A 21,226-nucleotide genomic window follows, 5' to 3' on the forward strand; every position below is an offset into this window, starting at 1 on the left:
TTGCGTGCTACTTCGCTCCCGCGAGCCACGAGCCCCAGCGCACGATCCGCGTGCCGCCCTCCGGCTCGCGCGTGCCGCCCGTCACCACGCGGTCGGTGCTGTTGGCGAGCGGCTGGAAGCGCGCCTCATACGGCAGGCCCGCGAGCCCCGGCGCCCACGGGTCGGCCGCGTAGGTATCGGCGAAGACGCGCTGGGTGCCTTCGACGTCCTCGTGGCTCTGGATGATGAGCGCGGGCACGTCGTGGCCGCCCGCGCTGAACGTGCCCCGGGTGCCGTTGGCCGCGGCGGCGGGCGGCCAGTCCTCCGTGAACACCACCTCCGAGGGCAGCCCCATCAGCAGCTCCTCCAGGGGCTCCGGCTCGGCCTGGGAGAAGTCGGAGCAGGGGGCCGCGTTGGCGTCGACGGGGCCCTCGGCGCGCAGGAGGTAGCCGCGCTCCGCGGTGAAGCAGACGCGCTGCACGCCGGGCGAGGGGCCCACGTCCACATATCGCTCGTAGTACGCACCCGGGCCCAGGGGCCGCTCCAGCGCGGGCGCCGGGGCGCTGGCCTCGGCCGAGCCCTCGCGAACCTCCTTCAACTTCAGCTGGTAGCCGCCCGGCACGCGGAAGCCGGCGGACTCCGTGCTCGCTTCAATCAGGCCACGGGCGAGGTACAGCGGTCCCGGTGTGTTGGCGTACACGCGCGTGCGCAGGGGACCATCGAAGGAGCGCTGGTCGCTGACGTAGCGCACGGCCTCCCAGTTGCGGCCCGCGCTGGAGGCGACCTCGGCGGTGGCCGTGCCTCCATGCGGCACGTCGAGCGGGCGCGACATGTCCGAACGTACGGGGATGATCAGGTCCCGCGCCAGCCGCACCTGGGACAGCGGCTTGCCGCTCTCATCGCTGAAGGCCGCGCGCACCCAGACCCAGGGTTGCTGCACGGCCACCACTTCCAGCGTCAGCTGTCCCTGGAGCGTGCGCGCGGTGCCGCCGCCGCGGGGCTCGGGGCCTCGGGTCGCGTTGAAGGAATAGGTGACGCGGTCTCCCACGCGTGCGCGCGCCCAGGCCTCGGAGGCCTGCACGGACGCCGCGTTGTCGGCTCGCGTGTCGGACGCGGAAGGGCCGCTCGACTTCGTGCTCTCGCAGCCGGGGAGGAACGACAGGGCCGCACCCAACAGCGCGGCGATGGGGAGGGAAGGGCGCATGGTCATGGGGACGGGAAATACCGGGAGTGGATTCAATTCGCAGCTATCGCACGTTCTGTGCGTTTTTCATGAATAGTGGGAGTAAATGCGACCCAGGGGAGGGTGACTGATGAAAAGACACCCCTGTCCGAAAATTGGTGAGTTGCGGGATGGCAGGTAAAAACCATGTCACAACGGGCACTTGTGGCTCAAAACGTTACGCTTCGTTACGCTCACATTCTTGGAAGCTGGAGTGCTGGCGCTCCAAGCAATTCAACAAAAGCCGGTTATTCCCTCTGAAGCGCGGCTGGCCCGGCAGTTGCTCAGTGGCTGGGCAAGCTGTCCGCGGCTGACGGGAAGGTCAGGCGGCAGCGGATCTCCCCCGAACGCAGAGGAACGACGAATGTTCAAGAAGGCGGCAGTCCTCGTGGCGAGCTGTGGTGCGATGCTGTCTGGCTGCGGTACCGACCTGGAGCAGGAGAACCAGGAGATCGTCTCCAACCTGGTCGAGGCCGGTTTCCCCGCGTCCGACATCATGGAGGCTGACGGTCTGGTGTACGTGGGCCGCGACGCGCACGTCACCCTGGAGGCGTCTCGCGAGATGCTCCAGCCGGCGACCCAGGAGACCCAGGAGCAGTACCGCACGACGAACCTCGTCGCCTCGACCGTGACGAAGATCTGCGTCAACCCGACGTCCGGCTTCAACAGCTACTCCCGCCTGAGCCAGGGCCTGGATCTGGCCATCCAGAACTACAACCAGCGCGGCCTGAGCTTCACGATGGCGCGTGGCCCCACCACGGGCTGCAGCGCGAACATCACCGCGACGACCATGTCCGGCGCCGGCGGCTCCGCGGGCTTCCCGTCGGGCGGCCGTCCCTACGGCACCATCAACATCGGCACCGGCCTGCAGAGCTACAGCGTGGACGTGAACGAGCACGTCATCACGCACGAGCTCGGCCACGCGATCGGCTTCCGTCACTCTGACTACTACAACCGCTCCATCAGCTGCGGCGGCTCCGCCACCAACGAGGGCACCGCCGGCGTGGGCGCCATCCTCATCAGCGGCACGCCGAGCACCGCGACGGTGGGCGGCTCCATCATGAACTCCTGCTTCCGCTCGACGGAGTCGGGTGAGTGGACCAGCTCCGACATCACGGCGCTGAACGCCCTCTACTAAGCGATGGCGTCGCGACCCCTTGAGTCCTTCATGAGTCCGAGGGGTCGCATCCTCGCGGGCACCTTCATCCTCCTGGGCCTCGTGGCCTGTGGAAAGGAGGAGGTGCCCGTGATTTCCCATCCGGTGGTGTGTGAGGGCCCCGCGGCGTCGCGGGTGCGTCCGCCTCCGGAGGTTCGTGGCCAGACGCAGTGTGGCCCGACCGAGGACTTCACCCCCATCAACAGCTACCAGGGCGAGTTCGCGGACGCCGTGCAGACGGCGGAAGACGCGGTCGTCCTGATTGACGGGCGCTGCACCGGGACGCTGATTGAGGCGAGCGCGGGTCCCGTGGTGGTGACGGCGGGGCACTGTGTCTCGCTCGGTGACCGGCCGCTGCTCGTCTTCAACTTCGAGGACCAGCCGGACGGAGACCCGCTCATCACCGAGGGCACCGTCATCGAGCAATCGCTCGAGCCCGACTACGCCCTCATCCAACTGGACGTGATTCCCCAGGTCACGCCGGTCCTGCTGTCGGCCGTTCCCAGCGAGCGGCTGGCCATCATCCAGCACCCCCGGGGCAAGCCCAAGGTCCTCGCCGAAGGCGACTACCTGGATGCCTGTAACGCGCAGGTCTACTACGTGGACCTGGACACCCTGGTCGGCAGCTCCGGCGCGGGCGTGCTCAACCGTCAGGGCCACCTGGTGGGTGTCCACACCGACGGCGATTGCGACAAGGCCGGCCGCGGTGCCAACCGGGGTTGGACGATGGAGGCGATTGTCGCGGCGTCACCGTACCTGGTGGACGCCGACATCGTCGCGCGCTGAATCCAGACGGAAGAGGGGAGACGACCATGTTCAAGAGAGCGGCGGTGCTCGCGGTGGGCTGTGGCGCGTTGCTGTCCGGCTGTGGCGCCGACCTGGGGGAGGAGAACCCCGAGATCATCTCCAACCTGATGGAAGCGGGGTTCCAGGCCCGCGACATCCAGGTCGTGGACGACTCCGTCTACGTGGGCGGTGATGCCGAGGTGAGCGTCGAGGCGTCCCGCGAGATGCTCCAGGACACGCTGGGCAGCGAGGAGCACTACCGGACGACGAACGTCGTCAACAAGTCGCTCGTGAGGAAGATCTGCATCAACCCCACGTCCGCGTTCAGCACCTACAGCCGCCTCATCCAGGGGCTGGACCTGGCCATCCAGAACTACAACGCCCTGGGCCTCTGCTTCACGATGGTGCGGGGCCCGTCCACCGGCTGCAACGCGACCATCACCGCGGCGACCGCGGCGGGCACGAGCTACAACTCGGGCTATCCGTCGGGGGGCCTGCCCTACGGGACCATCAGCATCGGCACGGGGTGGAACACCGCGCCGCTCGACACGGTCGAGCACATCATCACCCACGAGCTGGGGCACGCGCTCGGCATGCGCCACTCGGACTACTACTCCCAGGTCATCAGCTGCGGCACGGGCGGCAGCGAGGGCACGGCGGGCGTGGGCGCCATCCTCATCCCCGGCACGCCCACCACGTCCTACGTGAACGGCTCCATCTTCAACGCCTGCCTCCCGCCGAGTCCGACCGGTGAGTTCACCAGCACGGACATCACCGCGCTGACGTATCTCTACCGCTGCTGAGGGCTTTCAGTCCGCCTGCGCCGCGCGCTTGGGCGTGAGCTGCGCTTCGAGCGTCCGCGCCCAGTGGGCCAGCACCTTGCGGCGCCGGGCCGTGTCGTCGTGGAGCAGGTTCGCCAACGCCAGGCCGCGCAGGAGGTCCAGCGTCGCACGCACGGCGTCGCGGACATCGCGGTCGCGCTCGTCGAGCCCCAGCAACTCGACGGTGAGCCGGTGCACCTCGCGGCCCACCTGCGTCTCCAGCGGCAGCAGGATGGCCTTCAGCTCCTCATCCGCCACGGCGGCCACCCAGAGGTGTGTCGCGGCGGTGAAGAGCGGGCCGGCGTAGACGTCGTGGAGCAGGTTCAACAGCGGCTCGACGCGCCGCCGGCTCTCCGGCAGGCCGTTCGCGCGCCGTACCAGCTCTTCGACCTGCTGGCGGAAGACGTGCTCGACGGCCGCCGCGACCAGGGCCCCGCGCGTCGGGAAGTGGTGCTGGCAGGCACCGCGTGACACCCCCGCGCGCTCCGCGATGGCGCCCATGGTCGCCCCCGCCCAGCCCTTCTCCACCAGCACTTCGATGGCGGCCGTCATCAGCTTCTGCCGCGTCACCCGGCTGCGCTCCTGCTCCTGCCGTGTCGTTCCGCTCGCCGTGCCGCTCATGGAGCCACAGTGTTGCGGCGGGAAGAAAAAAGCAATCGTGATTGCTTTATTTGGATGTGGGGGACAGACTCGCCGCTCCCTGGCTCAGGAGGTGCGATGGACGCGCGTTCGCTGCGTATCGGCAATGCATCCGGCTTCTACGGCGACCGCTTCTCCGCGTTCCGGGAGATGCTGGAAGGCGGTCCGCTGGACGTCCTCACCGGCGACTACCTGGCGGAGCTGACCATGCTCATCCTGGGGCGGGACCGGCTGAAGAACCCGGCCAGCGGATACGCGAAGACGTTCCTGCGCCAGCTGGAAGAGACGCTCGGCCTCGCGATGGAGCGCAGGGTCCGCATCGTCGCGAACGCCGGTGGCCTCAACCCGGCGGGGCTCGCGAACGACCTGCGCGCGCTCGCGACGAAGCTTGGGTTGACCGTCAACGTCGCGCATGTCGAAGGCGATGACCTCGTCGGACGCGCGGACGAGCTGGGCTTCGACCAGCCGCTCACGGCGAACGCATACCTGGGTGGCTGGGGCATCGCCGCGTGCCTGGACGCGGGCGCGGACATCGTCGTCACGGGGCGCGTGACGGACGCATCGCTTGTCGTCGGCCCCGCGGCCGCCCACTTCGGCTGGAAGCGCGATGACTGGGACCGGCTCGCGGGCGCCATGGTCGCGGGCCACGTCCTGGAGTGCGGAGCCCAGGCGACCGGTGGCAACTTCGCGCGCTTCGGCGAGATCGACGTGCGCCGGCCCGGCTTCCCGCTCGCGGAGATCTTCGCGGACGGCTCCAGCATCATCACCAAGCATCCTCACACGGGCGGCGCCGTCACCGTCGACACCGTGAAGACCCAGCTCGTCTATGAGATTGGCGGTGCCCGCTACGCCGGCCCGGACGCGACGGCGCGCTTCGACACCATCGTGGTGGAGGCGGACGGCACGGACCGCGTGCGCCTGTCGGGCGTGCGCGGCGAGCCGCCTCCTCCGGACGTGAAGGTGTGCCTCAACCGGCTCGGGGGCTTCCGCAACGAGGCCCAGTTCATCCTCGTCGGCCTGGACATCGAGGAGAAGGCCGCGCTCGTGCGGGCGCAGCTCGACGCGACGCTCAAGCCCCGGCCCGCGGAGGTCCTCTACACGCTCGCGCGCACCGACCACGCCGACGCTCCGAGCGAGGAGCAGGCGTCGGCGACGCTGCGGGTCACCGTGAAGGACTCCGACCCGAAGGTCGCTGGCCGTTCCTTCAGCGGCGCCGTAGTGGAGCTGGCCCTGTCCAGCTACCCCGGCTTCTTCCTGCCCGCGCTGCCCGGCGACGCCTCGCCCTTCGGCGTCTACACCCCGGGCTATGTGGATGCGCGCAAGGTGCCGCATGTCGCGGTGCTCCCGGATGGCCGGCGCATCGACGTGCATCCCACGGAGGAGACGCGGGGGCTCGAAGCCGTCCCCGCGACATCGCTGCCCGCGCCGCTGCTGGGGGGCCCCACCCGGCGCGTGCCGCTCGGCCAGGTGGCCCTGGCCCGCAGCGGGGACAAGGGCGGGGATGCGAACATCGGCGTCTGGGTCCGCACCGACGCGGCCTGGAGCTGGCTGGTGCACACGCTCACGGAGGAGCGGCTGCGCACGCTGCTTCCGGAGGCGCGGGACCTGAAAATCCAGCGGCACGTGTTTCCAAACCTGCGCGCCCTGAACTTCATCATCGAGGGCCTGCTCGGCGAGGGCGTCTCGTCCGCCACCCGTTTCGATCAACAGGCCAAGGCGCTTGGCGAGTGGCTTCGCTCGCGCCACGTCGACGTCCCTGAATCGCTTCTGTAGCGCCTTCGCACGCGCCCGAGCCCACCGAGGAAGCCCATGCAGCAGACCCAGGAACACCGCGCCATCCGCCAGACCGTCCGCAAGTTCGTGGAACAGGAGCTGAACCCTCACGTCGACGCCTGGGAGGCCGCGGAGATCTTCCCGGCGCGGGAGGTCTTCAAGAAGCTGGGGGAGCTGGGGCTGCTCGGCATCACCAAGCCCACGGAGTTCGGTGGGCTGGGACTGGATGCGTCGTTCTCCGTCGCCTTCGCGGAGGAGCTGGGGCACTGCACCTGCGGCGCGCTGCCCATGGCCATCGGCGTCGTGACGGACATGGCCACGCCCGCGCTCGCGCGCTTTGGCGGTGACGAGCTGCGGCGGGAGTTCCTGGCGCCCACGCTCACGGGCGAGCGCGTCTGTTCCATCGCGGTGAGCGAGCCCGGCGCCGGCTCCGACGTGGCGAGCGTGACGACCACGGCGCGCCGCGACGGCGACGACTACGTCATCGACGGCAGCAAGATGTGGATCACCAACGGGATGCAGGCGGACTGGATCTGCCTGCTCGCCAACACGGGGGATGGGCCCGCGCACGCGAACAAGTCGCTCATCATCGTGCCCATGGACCGCCCTGGCATCACGCGGTCGAAGATCCGCAAGCTCGGCATGTGGGCATCCGACACGGCGCAGCTCTTCTTCGACGGCGTGCGCGTCCCGGCGCGCTTCCGCATCGGCGACGAGGGGCGCGGCTTCGCGATGCAGATGCAGCAGTTCCAGGAGGAGCGGCTGTTTGTGTCGGCCAGCACGCTGGTCACCTTCGACCGGCTCATCGCGCAGACGGCGGAGTACACGCGGCAGCGCAAGGCCTTTGGCCAGTCCATCCTCGACAATCAGAGCGTGCACTTCCGGCTGGCTGAGTTGCAGACGGAGGTGGAGGCGCTCCGGGCGCTCATCTACCGGACCGTGGGCATGTACATCGAGAACAAGGACGACCCGGAGGTCGTGAAGCTCGCCTCGATGTGCAAGCTCAAGTCGGGCCGGCTGGTCCGCGAGCTCGTCGATGGCTGCCTCCAGTACTGGGGCGGCATGGGCTTCACCTGGGACAACCCCGTCGCCCGCGCCTACCGCGACCTGCGGCTGGGGTCCATTGGCGGCGGCGCCGACGAGGTGATGCTCGGAATCATCAGCAAGGCCATGGGAACGCTGCCCCGCAAGGCGCGCGGCTGAGGAGCAACACGATGGGATACCGTTCAGTCTTCGCCCCGAATTCCTTCGCGGGCCGCACCATCATCGTCACCGGCGCCGGCAGTGGCATTGGCCGGTGCACCGCGCATGAGCTGGCGTCGCTCGGTGCGCACATCGTCCTGGTGGGCCGCAAGACAGAGAAGCTCGCGAAGGTCGCCGGCGAGCTCTCCGCCGAGGGCTGCGCGTCCACGCAGCACGCCGTGGACATCCGGGACGAGGCCGCGGTGAAGGCCATGGTCACCGCCGTCGTCCAGGAGCACGGCCGCATCCACGGGCTCGTGAACAACGCCGGTGGGCAGTTCCCGTCGCCGCTGTCGCAGATCTCCAAGAAGGGCTTCGAGGCGGTCGTCTCCACGAACCTCACCGGCGGCTTCCTGGTCGCGCGCGAGGTGTTCACCCAGTCCATGAGCGAGCACGGTGGCGCCATCGTGAACATGCTCGCGGATGCCTGGAACGGCATGCCCGGCATGGGCCACTCGGGCGCTGCGCGCGCCGGCATGTTCAACCTGACGCAGACGGCGGCCGTCGAATGGGCCGCGTCTGGAGTGCGCGTCAACGCCGTCGCGCCCGGATGGGTCGCCTCCAGCGGGCTGGATACCTACGAAGACCCCTTCGTCCGCGAGATGATCCCCTTCCTGCGCAAGCAGGTGCCCCTGCACCGGCTGGCCACCGAGGCGGAGGTGAGCGGCGCCATCGTGTTCCTGCTCTCCGACGTGGCGGCGTTCATCACCGGCGAGGTCATCCGCATCGACGGCGGCGCGTCCTGCAACACCAAGGCGTTCCCGCTATCGGAGCACGACAACTCGAAGCCCTACGACGGGTTCCACCTGGCCAAGGGGCCCGCCATCCTCGACGGCCCGAAGGAGAAGTGACGTGCCCACGATCGTCTCCCAGGTCGAACCGGCCTCCGCCACCTTCACCACGCAGCGCCAGGAGATGCTCGCCCGCGTCGCGGAGCTGCGCGCCATCGAGCAGAAGTCGCGCGACACCGAGCAACTGGCCCGAGACAAGTTCAAGCAGCGCGGGCAGTTGCTCCCGCGTGAGCGACTGGCGCTGCTGCTCGACCGGGGCTCGCCGTTCCTGGAGCTCTCCACGCTCTGTGGCTACAAGCACCATGACGATAGCGACGGCTCGCTGGCCGGTGGAAACACCATCATCGGCATCGGCTTCGTGTCCGGCGTGCGCTGCCTGGTGTTCGTGAGCAACTCCGCCGTGAAGGGCGGCACCGCGACGCCCTGGGGCGTCCAGAAGGCGCTGCGTGCGCAGGAGATTGCCCTTCAGAACCGCCTGCCCGTGGTGTCGCTCGTGGAGAGCGGCGGGGCGAACCTGCTCTACCAGCAGGAGATCTTCATCCCGGGAGGGGAGACCTTCTACAACCAGGCGAAGCTGTCCGCGGCCGGCATCCCCCAGGTCACCGTCGTCCATGGTTCCAGCACGGCGGGCGGCGCGTACATCCCGGGCCTGTCCGACCATGTCGTCATGGTGCGCGGCAAGGCGAAGGTGTTCCTTGCCGGCCCGCCGCTGCTGCTCGCGGCCACGGGCGAGGTCGCCACGGACGAGGACCTGGGCGGCGCGGAGATGCACACCACCGTGGCCGGCACCTCGGACCACCTTGCCGAGGACGACGCCGATGGCATCCGCATCGCGCGGGAGATCGTTGCTTCGCTCGGATGGAATGACGCCCTGCCGGCCTCCGCGCGTCCTACCTTCGAGCCGCCCCGCTATGCGGTGGAGGAGCTGTGCGGCGTCGTGCCCATGGACCACCGCAAGCCCTACGACTGCCGCGAGGTGATTGCCCGGCTGGTGGATGGTTCGGACTTCTCGCCCTTCAAGGACGACTACGACGCGCTCACCGTCTGCGGCTGGGCGCGCATCGAGGGCCGGGCGGTGGGCCTCATCGGCAACAACGGGCCCATCACCGCGAAGGGCGCGACGAAGGCGGGGCAGTTCATCCAGCTCTGCTGCCAGGCGCGTACGCCCATCATCTACCTGCAGAACACCACCGGCTACATGGTGGGCACTCAGTCGGAGCAGGGCGGCATCGTGAAGCACGGCGCGAAGATGCTCCAGGCCGTGGCCAACGCGACCGTGCCGCAGATGACCCTCCTCATGGGCGGTGCCTTCGGCGCGGGCAACTACGGCATGTGCGGCCGTGCGTTCCATCCGCGCTTCATCTTCGCCTGGCCCAACGCGCGCACGGCGGTGATGGGCGGTGAGCAGGCGGCGAAGGTGCTGACCATCGTCGCCACGGAGAAGGCCCGGCGCGCGGGGCTGCCGCCCGACCAGGAGTTCCTGGACGGAATGGCGAAGCCGCTCATCGAGCAGTTCGACCGCGAGTCGGATGCCTTCCATTGCAGCGCCCGGCTGTTCGACGACGGCGTCATCGACCCCCGCGACACGCGGCGGGTGCTCGGGTTCATCCTGGCCACGTGCGACGAGGCTTCGCGCCGCACGCTGTCGCCCAACTCCTTCGGCGTCGCCCGGCTGTAGCGAGGGGAATCATGAAACGCATCCACAAGGTGCTGGTGGCGAACCGGGGTGAGATCGCCGTGCGCGTGCTGCGCACGTGCCGTCGACTCGGCCTGCGCACGGTCGCGGTCTACTCCGACGCGGACCGGGATGCCCCGCACGTGCGGCTCGCGGACGAGGCCATGCATCTGGGGCCGCCGCCCGCGAGGGAGTCCTACCTCTCCATCGAGAAGGTCCTCGCCGCGGCGAAGGCGTCCGGCGCGGACGCCATCCATCCCGGGTACGGCTTCCTGTCGGAGAACGAGGACTTCGCGCGCGCGTGCGCGTCAGCCGGCTTCGTGTTCGTCGGACCGCCCGCGGAAGCCATCGAGCTGATGGGGAACAAGCGGCAGGCGAAGCTGCGCATGCAGGCCGCGGACGTGCCCTGCATCCCTGGCTATGAGGCCGCACGCCCTGGCGAGTCCCTGGAAGACGAAGCCCTGGTCCGCGAGGGCCAGCGCGTCGGGTTCCCCATCATGGTGAAGGCGGCGGCGGGCGGTGGCGGGCGCGGCATGCGGCTCGTCCGCGAGCCTGGCGCGCTGCTCGACGCCATCCGTTCGGCGCGCTCGGAGGCGACGAACGCCTTCGGCAGCGGCGAGCTCATCCTGGAGCGGGCCATCGAAGGCGCGCGTCACGTGGAGGTGCAGGTCTTCGCGGACGAACACGGGAACGCCGTGCATCTGGGCGAGCGCGACTGCTCCGTGCAGCGCCGGCACCAGAAGGTGATTGAAGAGAGCCCGTCTCCAGCCGTCACGCCCGAGTTGCGCGAGCGCATGGGGTCGGTGGCGGTGCAGGCCATCCGCGCCATCGGGTATCGCGGCGCGGGGACCATCGAGTTCCTCCTGGCGCCCAACGGCGACTTCTTCTTCATGGAGATGAACACGCGCCTCCAGGTCGAACACCCGGTGACCGAGCTCATCACCGGGCTCGACCTGGTCGAGTGGCAGCTGCGCGTCGCCGACGGTGAGCCGCTCCCGCTGACGCAGCCGGAGATCACCTGGCGCGGGCACGCCATCGAGGCGCGCCTGTGCGCCGAGGACCCGGCGAAGGGCTTCCTCCCGCAGACGGGCCGGCTCCTCGCATGGGAGCCACCGGTGGGGGAGGGCGTTCGCGTGGACCACGGCGTGCGTGAAGGCCAGGACATCACGCCGTTCTATGACTCCATGCAGGCCAAGCTCATCGCGTACGGACCGGACCGCGAGACGGCGCGTGAGCGGCTGGCCGCGGCGCTGCGCGAGCTGACGGTGTTCGGCGTCACGACGAACAGCGCGTTCATCCAGCACGTCCTCGGGCACGAGGCGTTCCGTTCCGGCCGGTACGACACGGGCTTCGTCGGCGCGCACACACCGCCGGAGACGCTGCAAACGCTCGGGAAGGCCTCCCTGGAGGACCAGGCCATCCTGGCCGCCTTGCTCTTCCATGACGACGCACAGGCGCTGGCCCGGAAGGGCGGCTTCGACGCGACGCTCACGGGCTGGAGCAGCTCCTACGCCCTGCCGGTGCCGGTCAGCCTGCATGACGGTGCCTTGGAGTTCCGCGCGTCGGTCCGTCCCGTCTCGCCGGAGTCCTACGAGGTCGGTGTCGGCGACACCCGGGTCTCGCTGTCCTTGCGCGCCCTGAGCGCCGAACGCGCGGAGGTGGAGGTCGCGGGGCGTCGCCGCGCGGTCCGCTACCGCCGTGCGGGTGGCACGCTCTGGTGCACGCTCGACGGCATCACGCGCCAACTGCGGGACGTGTCCTTCCGGCTGCCCTCCGAACGCGAGCGCGCCAGCGACGGCCGCCTGCGCGCGCCCATGGATGGCCGCATCATCCGGGTGAGCACCGAGGTCGGCGCGACCGTGAAGAAGGGCGACGTGCTGGTGGTGCTCGAAGCGATGAAGATGGAGTCGTCCCTCATCGCGCCGACGGATGGCGTGGTCACGGCGGTGAACGTCACGGTCGGGGCGCAGGTTCCGGCACGGCATGTGGTCGCGGTCGTCTCCCCCGCGGCGAAGGAGGCAGCATGAGTGAAGCAACGCTCGTCCGGTACGAAGTCTCTCGTGGCGTCGCGACCCTGACGCTCGACTCGCCGCGCAACCGCAACGCGCTGTCGCGGGCGCTCGTCACGCAGTTGCTGGAGCGGCTGAACGCCGTGGGCGCCGACCCGAGCGTTCGCGCGGTCGTCCTAGCGGCCACCGGTCCCGCGTTCTGCGCGGGGGCGGACCTCTCGGAGATGGCGGATGGAGGCGCCGCGAAGGCACCGGCCGTGCTGCTCGACGTGCTGCGCACGATCGTCACGCTGCCCCAGCCCGTGGTGGCGAAGGTCGCCGGGCAAGTGAGGGCGGGCGGCATCGGCATTGTCGGCGCGTGCGACGTGGCGGTCGTCGCGGAGTCCGTGAAGTTCGCCTTCACCGAGGCGCGCATCGGCGTGACGCCCGCGGTCATCTCCCTCACCACGCTGCCGCACCTGACCAGCCGGGCGGCGAGCCGCTACTTCCTCACCGGTGAGGCCTTCGACGCGGCCGAGGCCGCGCGCATCGGGCTCATCACCACCGCGGTGCCGGATGCGTCACTGGAGGGCGCCGTCGAGCAGATCCTTGAGACGTTCCGGGTGTCGTCGCCGCAGGGCCTGCGCGAGACCAAGCAGCTGGTGGCCGCCGGCCTGCGCGCGCGCATCGATTCCGGGGGGGCGGAGATGGTCGCCCTCTCCAGCCGGCTGTTCGCCTCCGAGGAGGCCCAGGAGGGGATGCTCGCCTTCCTGGAGCGCCGGCCTCCTTCTTGGGCCGCGCCGAAATAGGCTGCCGGGGCACCCGGTTCGACCCGACGCCCGAACGGGCGGAATGGAGCACACGATGTCCGCGATCCAGGCACCTCGGTCCCCGCGTATCAGCCGCGTCTCGCTGGGAGACATCGTCCACCGGTCGGCGTTGCGCTGGCCGGAGCGGACGGCACTCGTCGACGGGGACCTCGAGTTCTCCTACGCGGAGCTCGACCGGCGCTCGAGCGCGTTCGCGCACTACCTGCTCGCGCAGGGGCTGCCCCAGGGCTCGCGCATCGCGATGCTCTGCGGCAACTCCGCGCAGATGCTCACCGCGTTCGTGGGCATCTACAAGTCAGGGCTCGTCTGGGTGCCCATCAACACCGGCCTCTCCGTGGAGGCCGTCCGGTACATCCTCGAACACGCCGAGGCGACCCACGCCGTCGTCGACGCCGAGCTCCTCGCGAAGCCCGGGCTGCGGGCGATGCTCGACGCGCTGGGCACCCGCGTCATCGTCTGCGTGCCGGAGGGGCAGGCGGCGCCGGGCGGGGACACGGTCGCGTTCCTGGACACGCTCGAGGGGCAGCACGGCACGCTGCCGGAGGTGGACATCCAGAGCGGCCAGCTCGCGCAGATCATGTACACCAGCGGCACCACCGGCCAGCAGAAGGGCGTCATGCACTCGCATGCGTCGGTGCAGGCGGCGCTGAGCGGGAACCTGTTCGAGCTGGGCATGCGCCCGTCGGACGCCACCATCTGCGTGCTCCCGATGTTCCACTGCGCGCAGCACGCCATCGTGATGACGTTCCTGCTGGCCGGGGCGACGGTCGTGGTGCGGCGGGCCTTCGACCCGGGCGCGATGCTCGCCACCATCGAGCAGCGCGGCATCACGTTCCTCCTGGGCCTGCCGGTGATGTACGGCGCGATGCTGGCGCACCCGGCGCGTCCGGCCACGAAGCTGTCCAGCCTGCGCCTGTGCCTCTACGTGATGGCGCCCATGGCCCGCACGATGCTCGTGGAGCTCATCGAGCACTTCTGCCCGGGCGGCTTCGCGCTCGCGTCGGGACAGACGGAGATGTACCCGGCGACGACCATGTTCAAGCCGGAGCAGCAGCTCAAGCGGTTCGGCTCGTACTGGGGCGACTCGGTGGTGACGAACGAGACGGCCATCATGGATGACGAGGGCCGGCTGCTCGGGCGCGGCGAGGTGGGAGAGATCGTCCACCGCGGGCCGAACGTGATGCTCGGCTACTACAAGGACCCGGAGGCGACCGCGCGGGCGAGCGCCTTTGGCTGGCACCACACCGGCGACCTGGGCATGTTCGACGCCGACGGCCAGCTGCTCTTCGTGGACCGCAAGAAGGACATGATCAAGACGGGCGGAGAGAACGTCCCGTCCATCAAGGTCGAGGAGGTCCTCCTGCGTCATCCCGCCGTGCTTCAGGTCGCGGTGGTGGGGCTGCCACACGCACGCTGGACGGAGGCGGTGACGGGCTTCGTCGTGCTCAAGCCCGGCGCCTCCGCGACGGAGGCGGAGATCAACGCCCACTGCCGCCAGCACCTGGGTGGGTTCGAGGTACCCAAGGCCATCGTCCTGCTCGCGGCCATGCCGCAGACCAGCACGGGCAAGGCCCAGAAATTCGTGCTCCGTCAGCAGTACGCCACGCACTACGATGAGGGGCGTGACGACCGAAATCCCTCCTGAGTCCGCCCCGCCGAAGAAGACCGTCCTGCCTGGAGTCGCGCTGGGCTTCACCATCGCGGGCCTGTGCTTCATCTGCATATGGCCCGTAGGGCTCGTGCTGGCCATCGTGGCGATGCTGAAGACAGGCAAGCCGGAATATGCCCGGAGTCGGGGGCTCGCTATCGCAGCCCTTTGCGTGGCGGGGTTGGGGCTCTTCACCATTGGCATCCAGGCCGCCATCGCCATCCCCAACTTCATCAGGTTCCAGTCGCGCGCGAAGCAGGCGGAGTGCAAGTCCAACCTGAAGGCGGTCTTCACCGCGGCGAGGGTGAGCCTGGTGGACGACCAGCCCCTGGTCAGCCTCCAGGAGATGGGCATCGAGCCGGGACCGAGCAATCGCTATGCCTATGTGCTGCGGATGCCGGAGGACATCATCCCCGTGGGCGCGACCTCCCCGCGCTCGACCCGGCAAGGATCCAGGCGGCCCTGGACCAGGCGGGCGTGAAACCGGGCGTGGAGGGGACCTGTCCCGACTGCATCGTGACAGCCGCGTGCGTGGGCAACGTGGACAACGATGACACGCTGGACGTGTGGAGCATCTCCACCGTCAAGCGCACGGCCGCCAACGGCGACACCATCGAAATAGGCGACCCGTACAACCACGTGAACGACGTCCAGCAGTAGGCCTCGGACATGCTCCTGGAGTCGCCCTAACGTTTGCCCAGGAGGCCGAAGGGCTTCCACTCCAGGATCTTCAGGTCGAACCCCGCCTGGCGCTTCCCTGCGATCCAATCCTCCAGGGCGCTCAGCGCGGAGGCCTCGTCATCGAAGCGCTGGCGCTCGCCGTCGCGAGTGACCAGCGTGGTGCCGTCCACGATCGCCGACGTGTACTGCGCCTTGGGGCCGCTGTAGTTCGCGAGCTCGCGTTCCAGCGGGCCCCGGCCGGGAATCACGGACGTGACGCGCAGGAAGTCTCCTTCGTAGCGGGCCTCCAGCCGCCGCACCTCCCGCGTGGCAGCGTCGGGCGTCTCGAAGGCGAAGCGGAACGTGCGCATCGACCCGTTGTTGTAGCCCCCGTGGAACTGGACGACGGCGCCGAAGCGTTCGAGCTCCAGGAACAGGTCGCCCCGCTTGCGCCAGAAGGTGACGCGCTCCGAGGCCCGCTGCTTCACGTCGAGCTCCGGGGGCGTCGCCTGTCCGAGGACCCGGTTCCCGTCGAAGATGTGCAGCGGCAGGCTCCCCGGGCGCATCAGCCATACTTCGCCTGTCTTGCGTTGGGCGTAGACGACGTCCTTCGCGCGCGCGTTCTTTGACGCCTGGGCCGCGATGCCTTCGATGTCCAGGCCCTCGAGCTCCTGGGCGGTGGGGGCATCCGGCTCGCGGACCTGCCGGGGCTGGAGCGTGTCCGTGAAGACGGGCTGGCCCTGCTGGATGCGCTCGAACAGGGCGCCGTGGTGGACCTCCCCCAGGTCGATGTTCCACAGCTCGGGGCGCAGGAAGGTGGACGCGAGCGATGCGGCCTCATTTCCGGAGCGGCCGTTCTCCAGGTGGTGCTCGGCGTGGACTTCGCCGTAGCAGGTGACGTCGTGATCGTTCTCGTCGAGGAAGCGCGTGGTGAGGTCCCCCGCCACGACGAGGCTGTCGTCGTTATAGATGCCCTGGATGGCGTCTCGCACCACGAGGTCGCCGAGCACCAGGAAGTTCCCCGACGTCTCGAGCCCCCATGCCGTGCAACGGCCCACGACCACGACCGTCGAATCCGGTCCGCAGTCTTCCAGCACGCCCGCCACCTCCAGGTCCCCGAGGACGATCAGGGGCGCGGTGACACGCAGTGAGCCGGCGGCCCGCGCGTTGCCCGTGATGACCCGGGCCTCGGAGACGGTCCCTTCGAGCAAGGCGTCCTCGGGCGCCAGCAGCTCGCGAATGACGAGGGCCGCGAGGCCGATGGGCGACAGGGGCCCGGGGCACAGCGCCTCAGCGAGCTGGGACGGCTCCATCTCCGCGTCGCGAAAAGCGCTCGCCAGGTCCGAGACCGAGGGCGCTCCATGATGGGAGAGGGCGTCGAGGACGGCGCCTTCGAGCCGGGCACGCATGGCCTCCGCGCGCGGGAGGAACTCGTTCTGGGAGAGGCTCATGGACGCGCATGCTACCCACTGAACCCTCGCGCCAAGGGGTGGTGGTGCACGGCCATCGCTGTTTTCATGCAGGGCCCCGGCCGCTTGTAACGGGGCGAGGCATTCGTTCCGGGCCTGCGCGGTGCCTCTTCGAGGTGGGTGTGATGTACGAGGATGATGGGTTCATGGTGGGGTTCGTGGTGGTGGCGGTGGTGAGCTGGGGACTGGTCTTCATCGGCGGAGGCGCGTTGGTCGTGCGCCTGATCCGCCGGGCACGGAAGAAGGAGCAGGTCCGCAAGAACGGACTGCCAGGTGAAGCCACGGTGCTGCAGTACAAGGCCACGCCGATGTTCATCAACCGCAGCCAGGTCTTCGACTTCCTGCTCGAGGTGCGGCTTCCCGGCCAGGCGCCGTATCAGGTGTCGTTGAGCAGCCGGTGGCACGACTGGAACGTGCGAGTGATGGACGTGGGACTGCGGCTCAACGTCAAGGTCGACCCGGAGGACCCACAGGAGGTCGTCGTGCTGGGGCCGGTCGTCGCGCAGGATCTAGGCCGGTTCCTCCGCGAGGGCATGGACGCCATGGCCACGGGCCAGACAGCGCACGGAGATCCCGTGAAGGCCCTGACTGACCTCCAGCGGATGGCCGACGCGGGCCTCGTTTCGGAGGAGGAGTACGCGCGGAAGAGGGCGGAGATCCTCGACCGGCTCTGAAACGGCCGGGCCCATCACGCAGGCCCGGCCGCGGTTCATCCGCTGCGGCCTACTGGCAGATGGTTTCGGCCGAACACACGCACTGCCCACCGCCCACGCCGGCACACTGACGGAAGCACGAGCAGTCTTCGTTCATGCAGAGGTTGGAGCACAGGCCAATGGCCTCGGAGTTGGTAGGCATCAGCGCCCCGACGGCACCACCCGCCACGACGCCCAGCATGAACACGAACTTCGCGATTCCCTTGCGCATGTACGACCTCCCGGGTTGAACAGCCCGTCCATTCTAGAGGCGCGTCCTCGATTCGACGAGGCTCGACACCGGGGGCCGGGAGCGGGTGCCTGCGCCCCTTCGATGAAGCCTTCCCGTCTCATCCAAGGTGTGCCTTCCCGACCTCGAGCCCACCCCCAGGTTCAGTGGCTCCCGAGGAGCGGTTTCTCGACCTTCCACCCGGGCCAGTGAGGGAGGTGCATGCAATGAAGGCATTCAAGGCGGTGCTGCTGGGAACGCTCGCGTCGGCGCTGCTCGTTGGCGCGGGGTGCAAGACCACGAAGGGCGAGGGGTCGGAGGGGAGCGGCACTGGCGGATCCGGAACGATGAATCCAGGCATCGGCGGCAGGACGAGCGTCGGCAGCTCCAATGAAACGGAGGGAGCCGAGACCGGCTCTGGCGACGTTGGCGGCTCAGGTTCAGGGACGAGCCAGGGGACCGGGGGCTCCAGCACGGGCGGCACAGGCGGCTCCAGCACGGGCGGCACAGGCGGTTCCAGCACGGGCGGCAGCGGCATGGGCGGCGGCTCCACCTCCGGCGGTACCTCCAGCGGAGGTGGCACGAGCAGCGGCTCAAGCACTGGCGGCTCGGGTGGTGGCGGCTCCGGCGGCAGTGGTTCGAGCGCGGGCGGCTCAGGCTCGGGCGGCTCGGGTGGCAGTGGTTCGAGCGCTGGGGGCTCGGGCGGCTCGGGCGGCTCAGGCGGCTCGGGCGGAGGCGGCGGCGGAGGTGGAGGTGACCTGAGCCGCTGACCCTGACGAGCCGAGGATGCGCGCTTCGCGTCCTCGGCTCTCAAGGAGGGTATCACCCTGGGGCCAGGTGCCCGTGAGGTGCCTGAAGCCCTGGCGTGCGTGGGTGCCTGCCTCCTTCTGATGGGTCCCGGACACAACTGACGCTTCCCCGGGCCCCCTCCCGTGCGTATCACTGGCCTTCGTGCGCACGCCCACCGACCGCTTCCTGCCGCCCCGCACCGACGCTTCCCCCTCCACGGCGCCCCTGCGCGGACGGGTGGTGGTCATCGCGCCCACGCGGGCCGCTTGCGAGACCATCGAGCTGGCGCTCGGGCTGGAGCTGCGCACGTACCTGGAAGAGCACCACGGCGAGCGTCTCCGTGCGCTGGCGCGGAGCGGGCAGGGGTTCGGCATCGTCGCGGGCACCGGCACGGGCAAGACGCTCGCCATCCGCCCCATCGCGGAGGAGCTCACGGGCCGGCGGCCCCTGCGGGTGACGGTGGTCAACCGCGAGCGGGAGGCCACCGCGGAGACGCCGCTCGCGGACGTGGCCATCGTCACCACCGGCATCGCGAGGCGCTGGTTCCAGGGCGGCGCCATCCGGCGTGAGGACACGCTCATCGTGGATGAGATCCACCAGACCTCCGCGGAGCTGGAGCTGTGCCTGGCGCTGGGCAAGCGCGTGGGCTGCCGCTTCATCTGGCTGTCCGCCACGGTGGATCCGGCCTTCTACTCGCGCTACCTGGACAGCGCGGACGTGCTCCAGGTGTCCACCTTCGACCCGGCCAAGGCGGCCCTCGTGGAGGTGGAGCGCCGCCAGCCGCGGTCCTTCCTCGATGACGCCTTCCTGCGGGACGTGCAGCAGCGGGGGCGCGGGGTGGGCGTGTTCCTGCCCACGCGGGCTGGAGTGGAGGAGGCGGCGGCCCACGTGCGCGCGAGCGCGCCGGAGGTGCACGCGGCGCACTACCACGGCGGCGAACCGCTGCGCGCCATCCGCCCCTTCCTGGAGGGCACGGCGCCGCGGCCCTTCGTGCTCGCGATGACGGCGGCGGGGCAGAGCGCGCTCAACGTGCCGGGCCTGGACACCGTCGTCATCGACGACCTGCGCTTCACGAACGTGGTGGAGGGCGGCCGCAACGTGCTCACCCGCGTGCACCTGGGCAACAACGAGCTGTTGCAGATGGCGGGGCGCGTGCACGGGCGGGTGGCGGGCGGGCGCGTCTTCATCCTCAGTGACCGGTTGATCCACTTCGCCTCGCTGCGGCCCACCGCGCCCGAGTTCCAGCTCGCGGGCGAGCCGGAGCGGGTGGCGCTCACCGCGGCGGCCCTGGGCGTGCGGGCGGATGAGCTGGACCTGCCCGTACCGTTGGACCGCGCCGCCTATCGACGGGCGCTCGCGAAGCTGGAGGCGCGCGGCATCGTGGACGCGGACGGACGGCTGTCCGACTACGGCCGCGCGGTGGAGGCCCTGCCCGTGGAGCGTCCGTGGGCGGAGCTCATCGTCAACGCGGAGGACGCGCTCCTGCCGTTCCTCGCGGTGTGCAGCGCGGTGGAGTCCCTGCACCGGATGACGCGCGAGGAGCGGAACCTGGAGAGCGTGCTCGTGCAGGGCAGTGACCACCTGACCGCGTACAACCTGTACGCCGAGGCCTTCCGTGAAACGGGCACGGTGGGGGAGGTGCAGGGGCTGCCGCGCCACGTCTTCGACCCGGAGAAGCTCGCGGTGTGGGCGGAGGGGCGCGGGGTGCTGGTGAAGGCGCTGGAGGACGCGGCGCTCGCGATGGCGAGCGTGTACCGGAGCGTGGGGCTGGCGCTGCCCGCGCGCATGCCGTTCGCGAGCTCCAGCGTCCACCATCGCTTCTGCGACCTGCTCGCGCGCTTCATGCCCTTCGACCTGGTCATCGACGAGCGCACGGCCTGGGGTGAGCTCACACGCGTGTCGAAGACGAGCGTGTGCGGCAACCTGGGCGCGGTGGCGGGCACGCTGCGCTACTTCGCCGACCGCAACGGTGAGTCGCAGGGCGCCATCGAAGGCACCCAGCTTCCCCAGTCACTGCTGCGCCGCTACGCGCGCCGTCACGCGGAGGCGCCCACGTATGACGTGCGCTTCCGCTCGGTCGTGCTCGTCAAGCGGCTGGACTACTTCGGCTTCACGCTGGAGCAGGAAGTGGACGTGCTGCGCGCCTGGGGGCCGGAGCTCGCCAAGGCGGCCCGGCACGCGCTCGCCGAGGCGCTGGCGCGAGGCGATGCACCCCATCCTGCGGTGGACCGTCATCGGGTCGCCATCGCCGAGGTGCGCGAGCTGTGGCGCCGTTCGGGAGGCACCACCGCGCCGCTGGGGCACCCGGAGCTCACAGCGCTCTACGAGGCGCAGCTCGACGGCGTGGACACGCTCGACGACTTCCGGGAGCGCCCGCTGCGGCTGGACCTGGACGCGCTCGTGCCGCGCTCGACACGTCAGGCACTCCTGGCGCTCCCGGACACCGTGGAGGTCCGCGAGCAGGCGGTGCCGCTCGAATACGACGTGGAGGAGCTGTCGGACGGGGCCCTGAGAGGTGTGGTGCGGCTGCACCTGCCGGAGAAGCTCGCCCGCACGCTGGTGGAGGAGGAGCTGCCGCTGCTCGACCGGCCCCAGCGCTTCAGCGTGGCCCGGGGCCGGAGGGGCGTGCTCCAGGCCCGCTCACTCCTGGAGCTCCAGGAACTGCTCGACCAGCCCTGGATGCCGGACGAGATCGCCGAGGCCAACCGGGAGCGTCGGCCCGCGGAACAGGAGCGGGAGCGCGGCGCCCCCTGGCGCGGAGGGCCTCGGGGCCACCATGGCAAGCCGCCCAGGAATGGAAGACGGCCGGGAGGCGGCGGGCGGCGGCGCTGAGCCGC

At 69.9% G+C, this 21,226-nt stretch carries 19 protein-coding genes and 1 pseudogene; 16 read left to right on the top strand and 4 right to left on the bottom strand.

What is annotated here, in order from left to right:
- Positions 1-7 precede the first annotated feature (7 nt).
- The gene (locus ACX114_RS15285; RefSeq protein WP_459298795.1) at positions 8-1,189 is read right to left on the bottom strand and encodes a DUF6068 family protein; all 1,182 of its coding nucleotides are present in this window, start codon (positions 1,187-1,189) and stop codon (positions 8-10) included.
- Between the two features lie 376 nt (positions 1,190-1,565).
- On the opposite strand from ACX114_RS15285, the gene ACX114_RS15290 reads away from it, so the two are divergent.
- The 3 genes from ACX114_RS15290 to ACX114_RS15300 are packed head-to-tail and all read left to right on the top strand — an operon-like array spanning position 1,566 to position 3,946.
- Positions 1,566-2,339, top strand: a complete 774-nt coding sequence (locus ACX114_RS15290) for a zinc-dependent metalloprotease (protein ID WP_459298797.1) — start codon at positions 1,566-1,568, stop codon at positions 2,337-2,339.
- A gap of 3 nt (positions 2,340-2,342) precedes the next feature.
- Positions 2,343-3,143, top strand: coding sequence for a trypsin-like serine peptidase (locus tag ACX114_RS15295; protein ID WP_459298799.1), 801 nt, complete (start codon positions 2,343-2,345; stop codon positions 3,141-3,143).
- Positions 3,144-3,169: 26 nt separating this feature from the next.
- A complete protein-coding gene (locus ACX114_RS15300; protein ID WP_459298801.1) occupies positions 3,170-3,946 on the top strand; it encodes a zinc-dependent metalloprotease in 777 nt (258 codons plus the stop codon).
- Between the two features lie 6 nt (positions 3,947-3,952).
- Here ACX114_RS15300 and ACX114_RS15305 read toward each other — a convergent pair whose 3' ends face one another.
- A complete protein-coding gene (locus ACX114_RS15305; RefSeq protein WP_459298803.1) occupies positions 3,953-4,585 on the bottom strand; it encodes a TetR/AcrR family transcriptional regulator in 633 nt (210 codons plus the stop codon).
- A 96-nt stretch (positions 4,586-4,681) separates the two neighbouring features.
- Between ACX114_RS15305 and ACX114_RS15310 the strand changes: the two genes are divergently transcribed.
- From ACX114_RS15310 to ACX114_RS15355, 10 genes and pseudogenes are all read left to right on the top strand, one after another.
- Positions 4,682-6,376, top strand: a complete 1,695-nt coding sequence (locus ACX114_RS15310) for an acyclic terpene utilization AtuA family protein (protein WP_459298805.1) — start codon at positions 4,682-4,684, stop codon at positions 6,374-6,376.
- Between the two features lie 36 nt (positions 6,377-6,412).
- Positions 6,413-7,579 (top strand): acyl-CoA dehydrogenase family protein, encoded by a 1,167-nt coding sequence (locus ACX114_RS15315; RefSeq protein ID WP_459298807.1) that lies wholly within the window; start codon positions 6,413-6,415, stop codon positions 7,577-7,579.
- A gap of 11 nt (positions 7,580-7,590) precedes the next feature.
- On the top strand, positions 7,591-8,469 hold the full coding sequence (locus tag ACX114_RS15320) for an SDR family oxidoreductase (protein WP_459298809.1): 879 nt from the start codon (positions 7,591-7,593) through the stop codon (positions 8,467-8,469).
- Between the two features lies 1 nt (position 8,470).
- Positions 8,471-10,087 (top strand): acyl-CoA carboxylase subunit beta, encoded by a 1,617-nt coding sequence (locus tag ACX114_RS15325; protein WP_459298811.1) that lies wholly within the window; start codon positions 8,471-8,473, stop codon positions 10,085-10,087.
- An 11-nt stretch (positions 10,088-10,098) separates the two neighbouring features.
- The gene (locus ACX114_RS15330) at positions 10,099-12,111 is read left to right on the top strand and encodes an acetyl/propionyl/methylcrotonyl-CoA carboxylase subunit alpha (protein WP_459298813.1); all 2,013 of its coding nucleotides are present in this window, start codon (positions 10,099-10,101) and stop codon (positions 12,109-12,111) included.
- The gene (locus ACX114_RS15335; RefSeq protein WP_459298815.1) at positions 12,108-12,881 is read left to right on the top strand and encodes an enoyl-CoA hydratase family protein; all 774 of its coding nucleotides are present in this window, start codon (positions 12,108-12,110) and stop codon (positions 12,879-12,881) included. Before ACX114_RS15330 ends, ACX114_RS15335 begins: the two co-directional genes overlap by 4 nt.
- Positions 12,882-12,936: 55 nt before the next feature.
- Positions 12,937-14,547 (top strand): AMP-binding protein, encoded by a 1,611-nt coding sequence (locus ACX114_RS15340; RefSeq protein ID WP_459298817.1) that lies wholly within the window; start codon positions 12,937-12,939, stop codon positions 14,545-14,547.
- A 196-nt stretch (positions 14,548-14,743) separates the two neighbouring features.
- Positions 14,744-14,849 (top strand): annotated as a pseudogene (locus ACX114_RS15345) (pilin); the annotation flags it as partial.
- Positions 14,828-15,031 carry a hypothetical protein gene (locus tag ACX114_RS15350; RefSeq protein ID WP_459300173.1) on the top strand — a complete coding sequence of 68 codons (204 nt, stop codon included), beginning with the start codon at positions 14,828-14,830 and terminating at the stop codon, positions 15,029-15,031. The pseudogene ACX114_RS15345 and the gene ACX114_RS15350, both read left to right, overlap by 22 nt.
- Positions 15,028-15,210 (top strand): hypothetical protein, encoded by a 183-nt coding sequence (locus ACX114_RS15355; protein WP_459298819.1) that lies wholly within the window; start codon positions 15,028-15,030, stop codon positions 15,208-15,210. Before ACX114_RS15350 ends, ACX114_RS15355 begins: the two co-directional genes overlap by 4 nt.
- A gap of 26 nt (positions 15,211-15,236) precedes the next feature.
- Here the strand turns inward: ACX114_RS15355 and ACX114_RS15360 are convergent, their stop codons facing one another.
- Positions 15,237-16,661, bottom strand: a complete 1,425-nt coding sequence (locus tag ACX114_RS15360; RefSeq protein WP_459298821.1) for a hypothetical protein — start codon at positions 16,659-16,661, stop codon at positions 15,237-15,239.
- A 143-nt stretch (positions 16,662-16,804) separates the two neighbouring features.
- On the opposite strand from ACX114_RS15360, the gene ACX114_RS15365 reads away from it, so the two are divergent.
- Entirely contained in the window at positions 16,805-17,353 is a 549-nt protein-coding gene (locus tag ACX114_RS15365; RefSeq protein ID WP_459298823.1) for a gas vesicle protein GvpG, read from the top strand.
- Positions 17,354-17,402: 49 nt separating this feature from the next.
- Here ACX114_RS15365 and ACX114_RS15370 read toward each other — a convergent pair whose 3' ends face one another.
- Complete coding sequence (locus ACX114_RS15370) at positions 17,403-17,603, bottom strand: hypothetical protein (RefSeq protein WP_459298825.1); 201 nt, start codon at positions 17,601-17,603, stop codon at positions 17,403-17,405.
- Positions 17,604-17,827: 224 nt separating this feature from the next.
- On the opposite strand from ACX114_RS15370, the gene ACX114_RS15375 reads away from it, so the two are divergent.
- Together ACX114_RS15375 and ACX114_RS15380 are read left to right on the top strand one after the other, a co-directional pair.
- Positions 17,828-18,370, top strand: coding sequence for a hypothetical protein (locus tag ACX114_RS15375; protein WP_459298826.1), 543 nt, complete (start codon positions 17,828-17,830; stop codon positions 18,368-18,370).
- 181 nt (positions 18,371-18,551) lie between these two features.
- Positions 18,552-21,221 carry a DEAD/DEAH box helicase family protein gene (locus tag ACX114_RS15380; protein WP_459298828.1) on the top strand — a complete coding sequence of 890 codons (2,670 nt, stop codon included), beginning with the start codon at positions 18,552-18,554 and terminating at the stop codon, positions 21,219-21,221.
- Positions 21,222-21,226 lie beyond the last annotated feature (5 nt).

Source organism: Corallococcus sp. M7, from assembly GCF_054512695.1.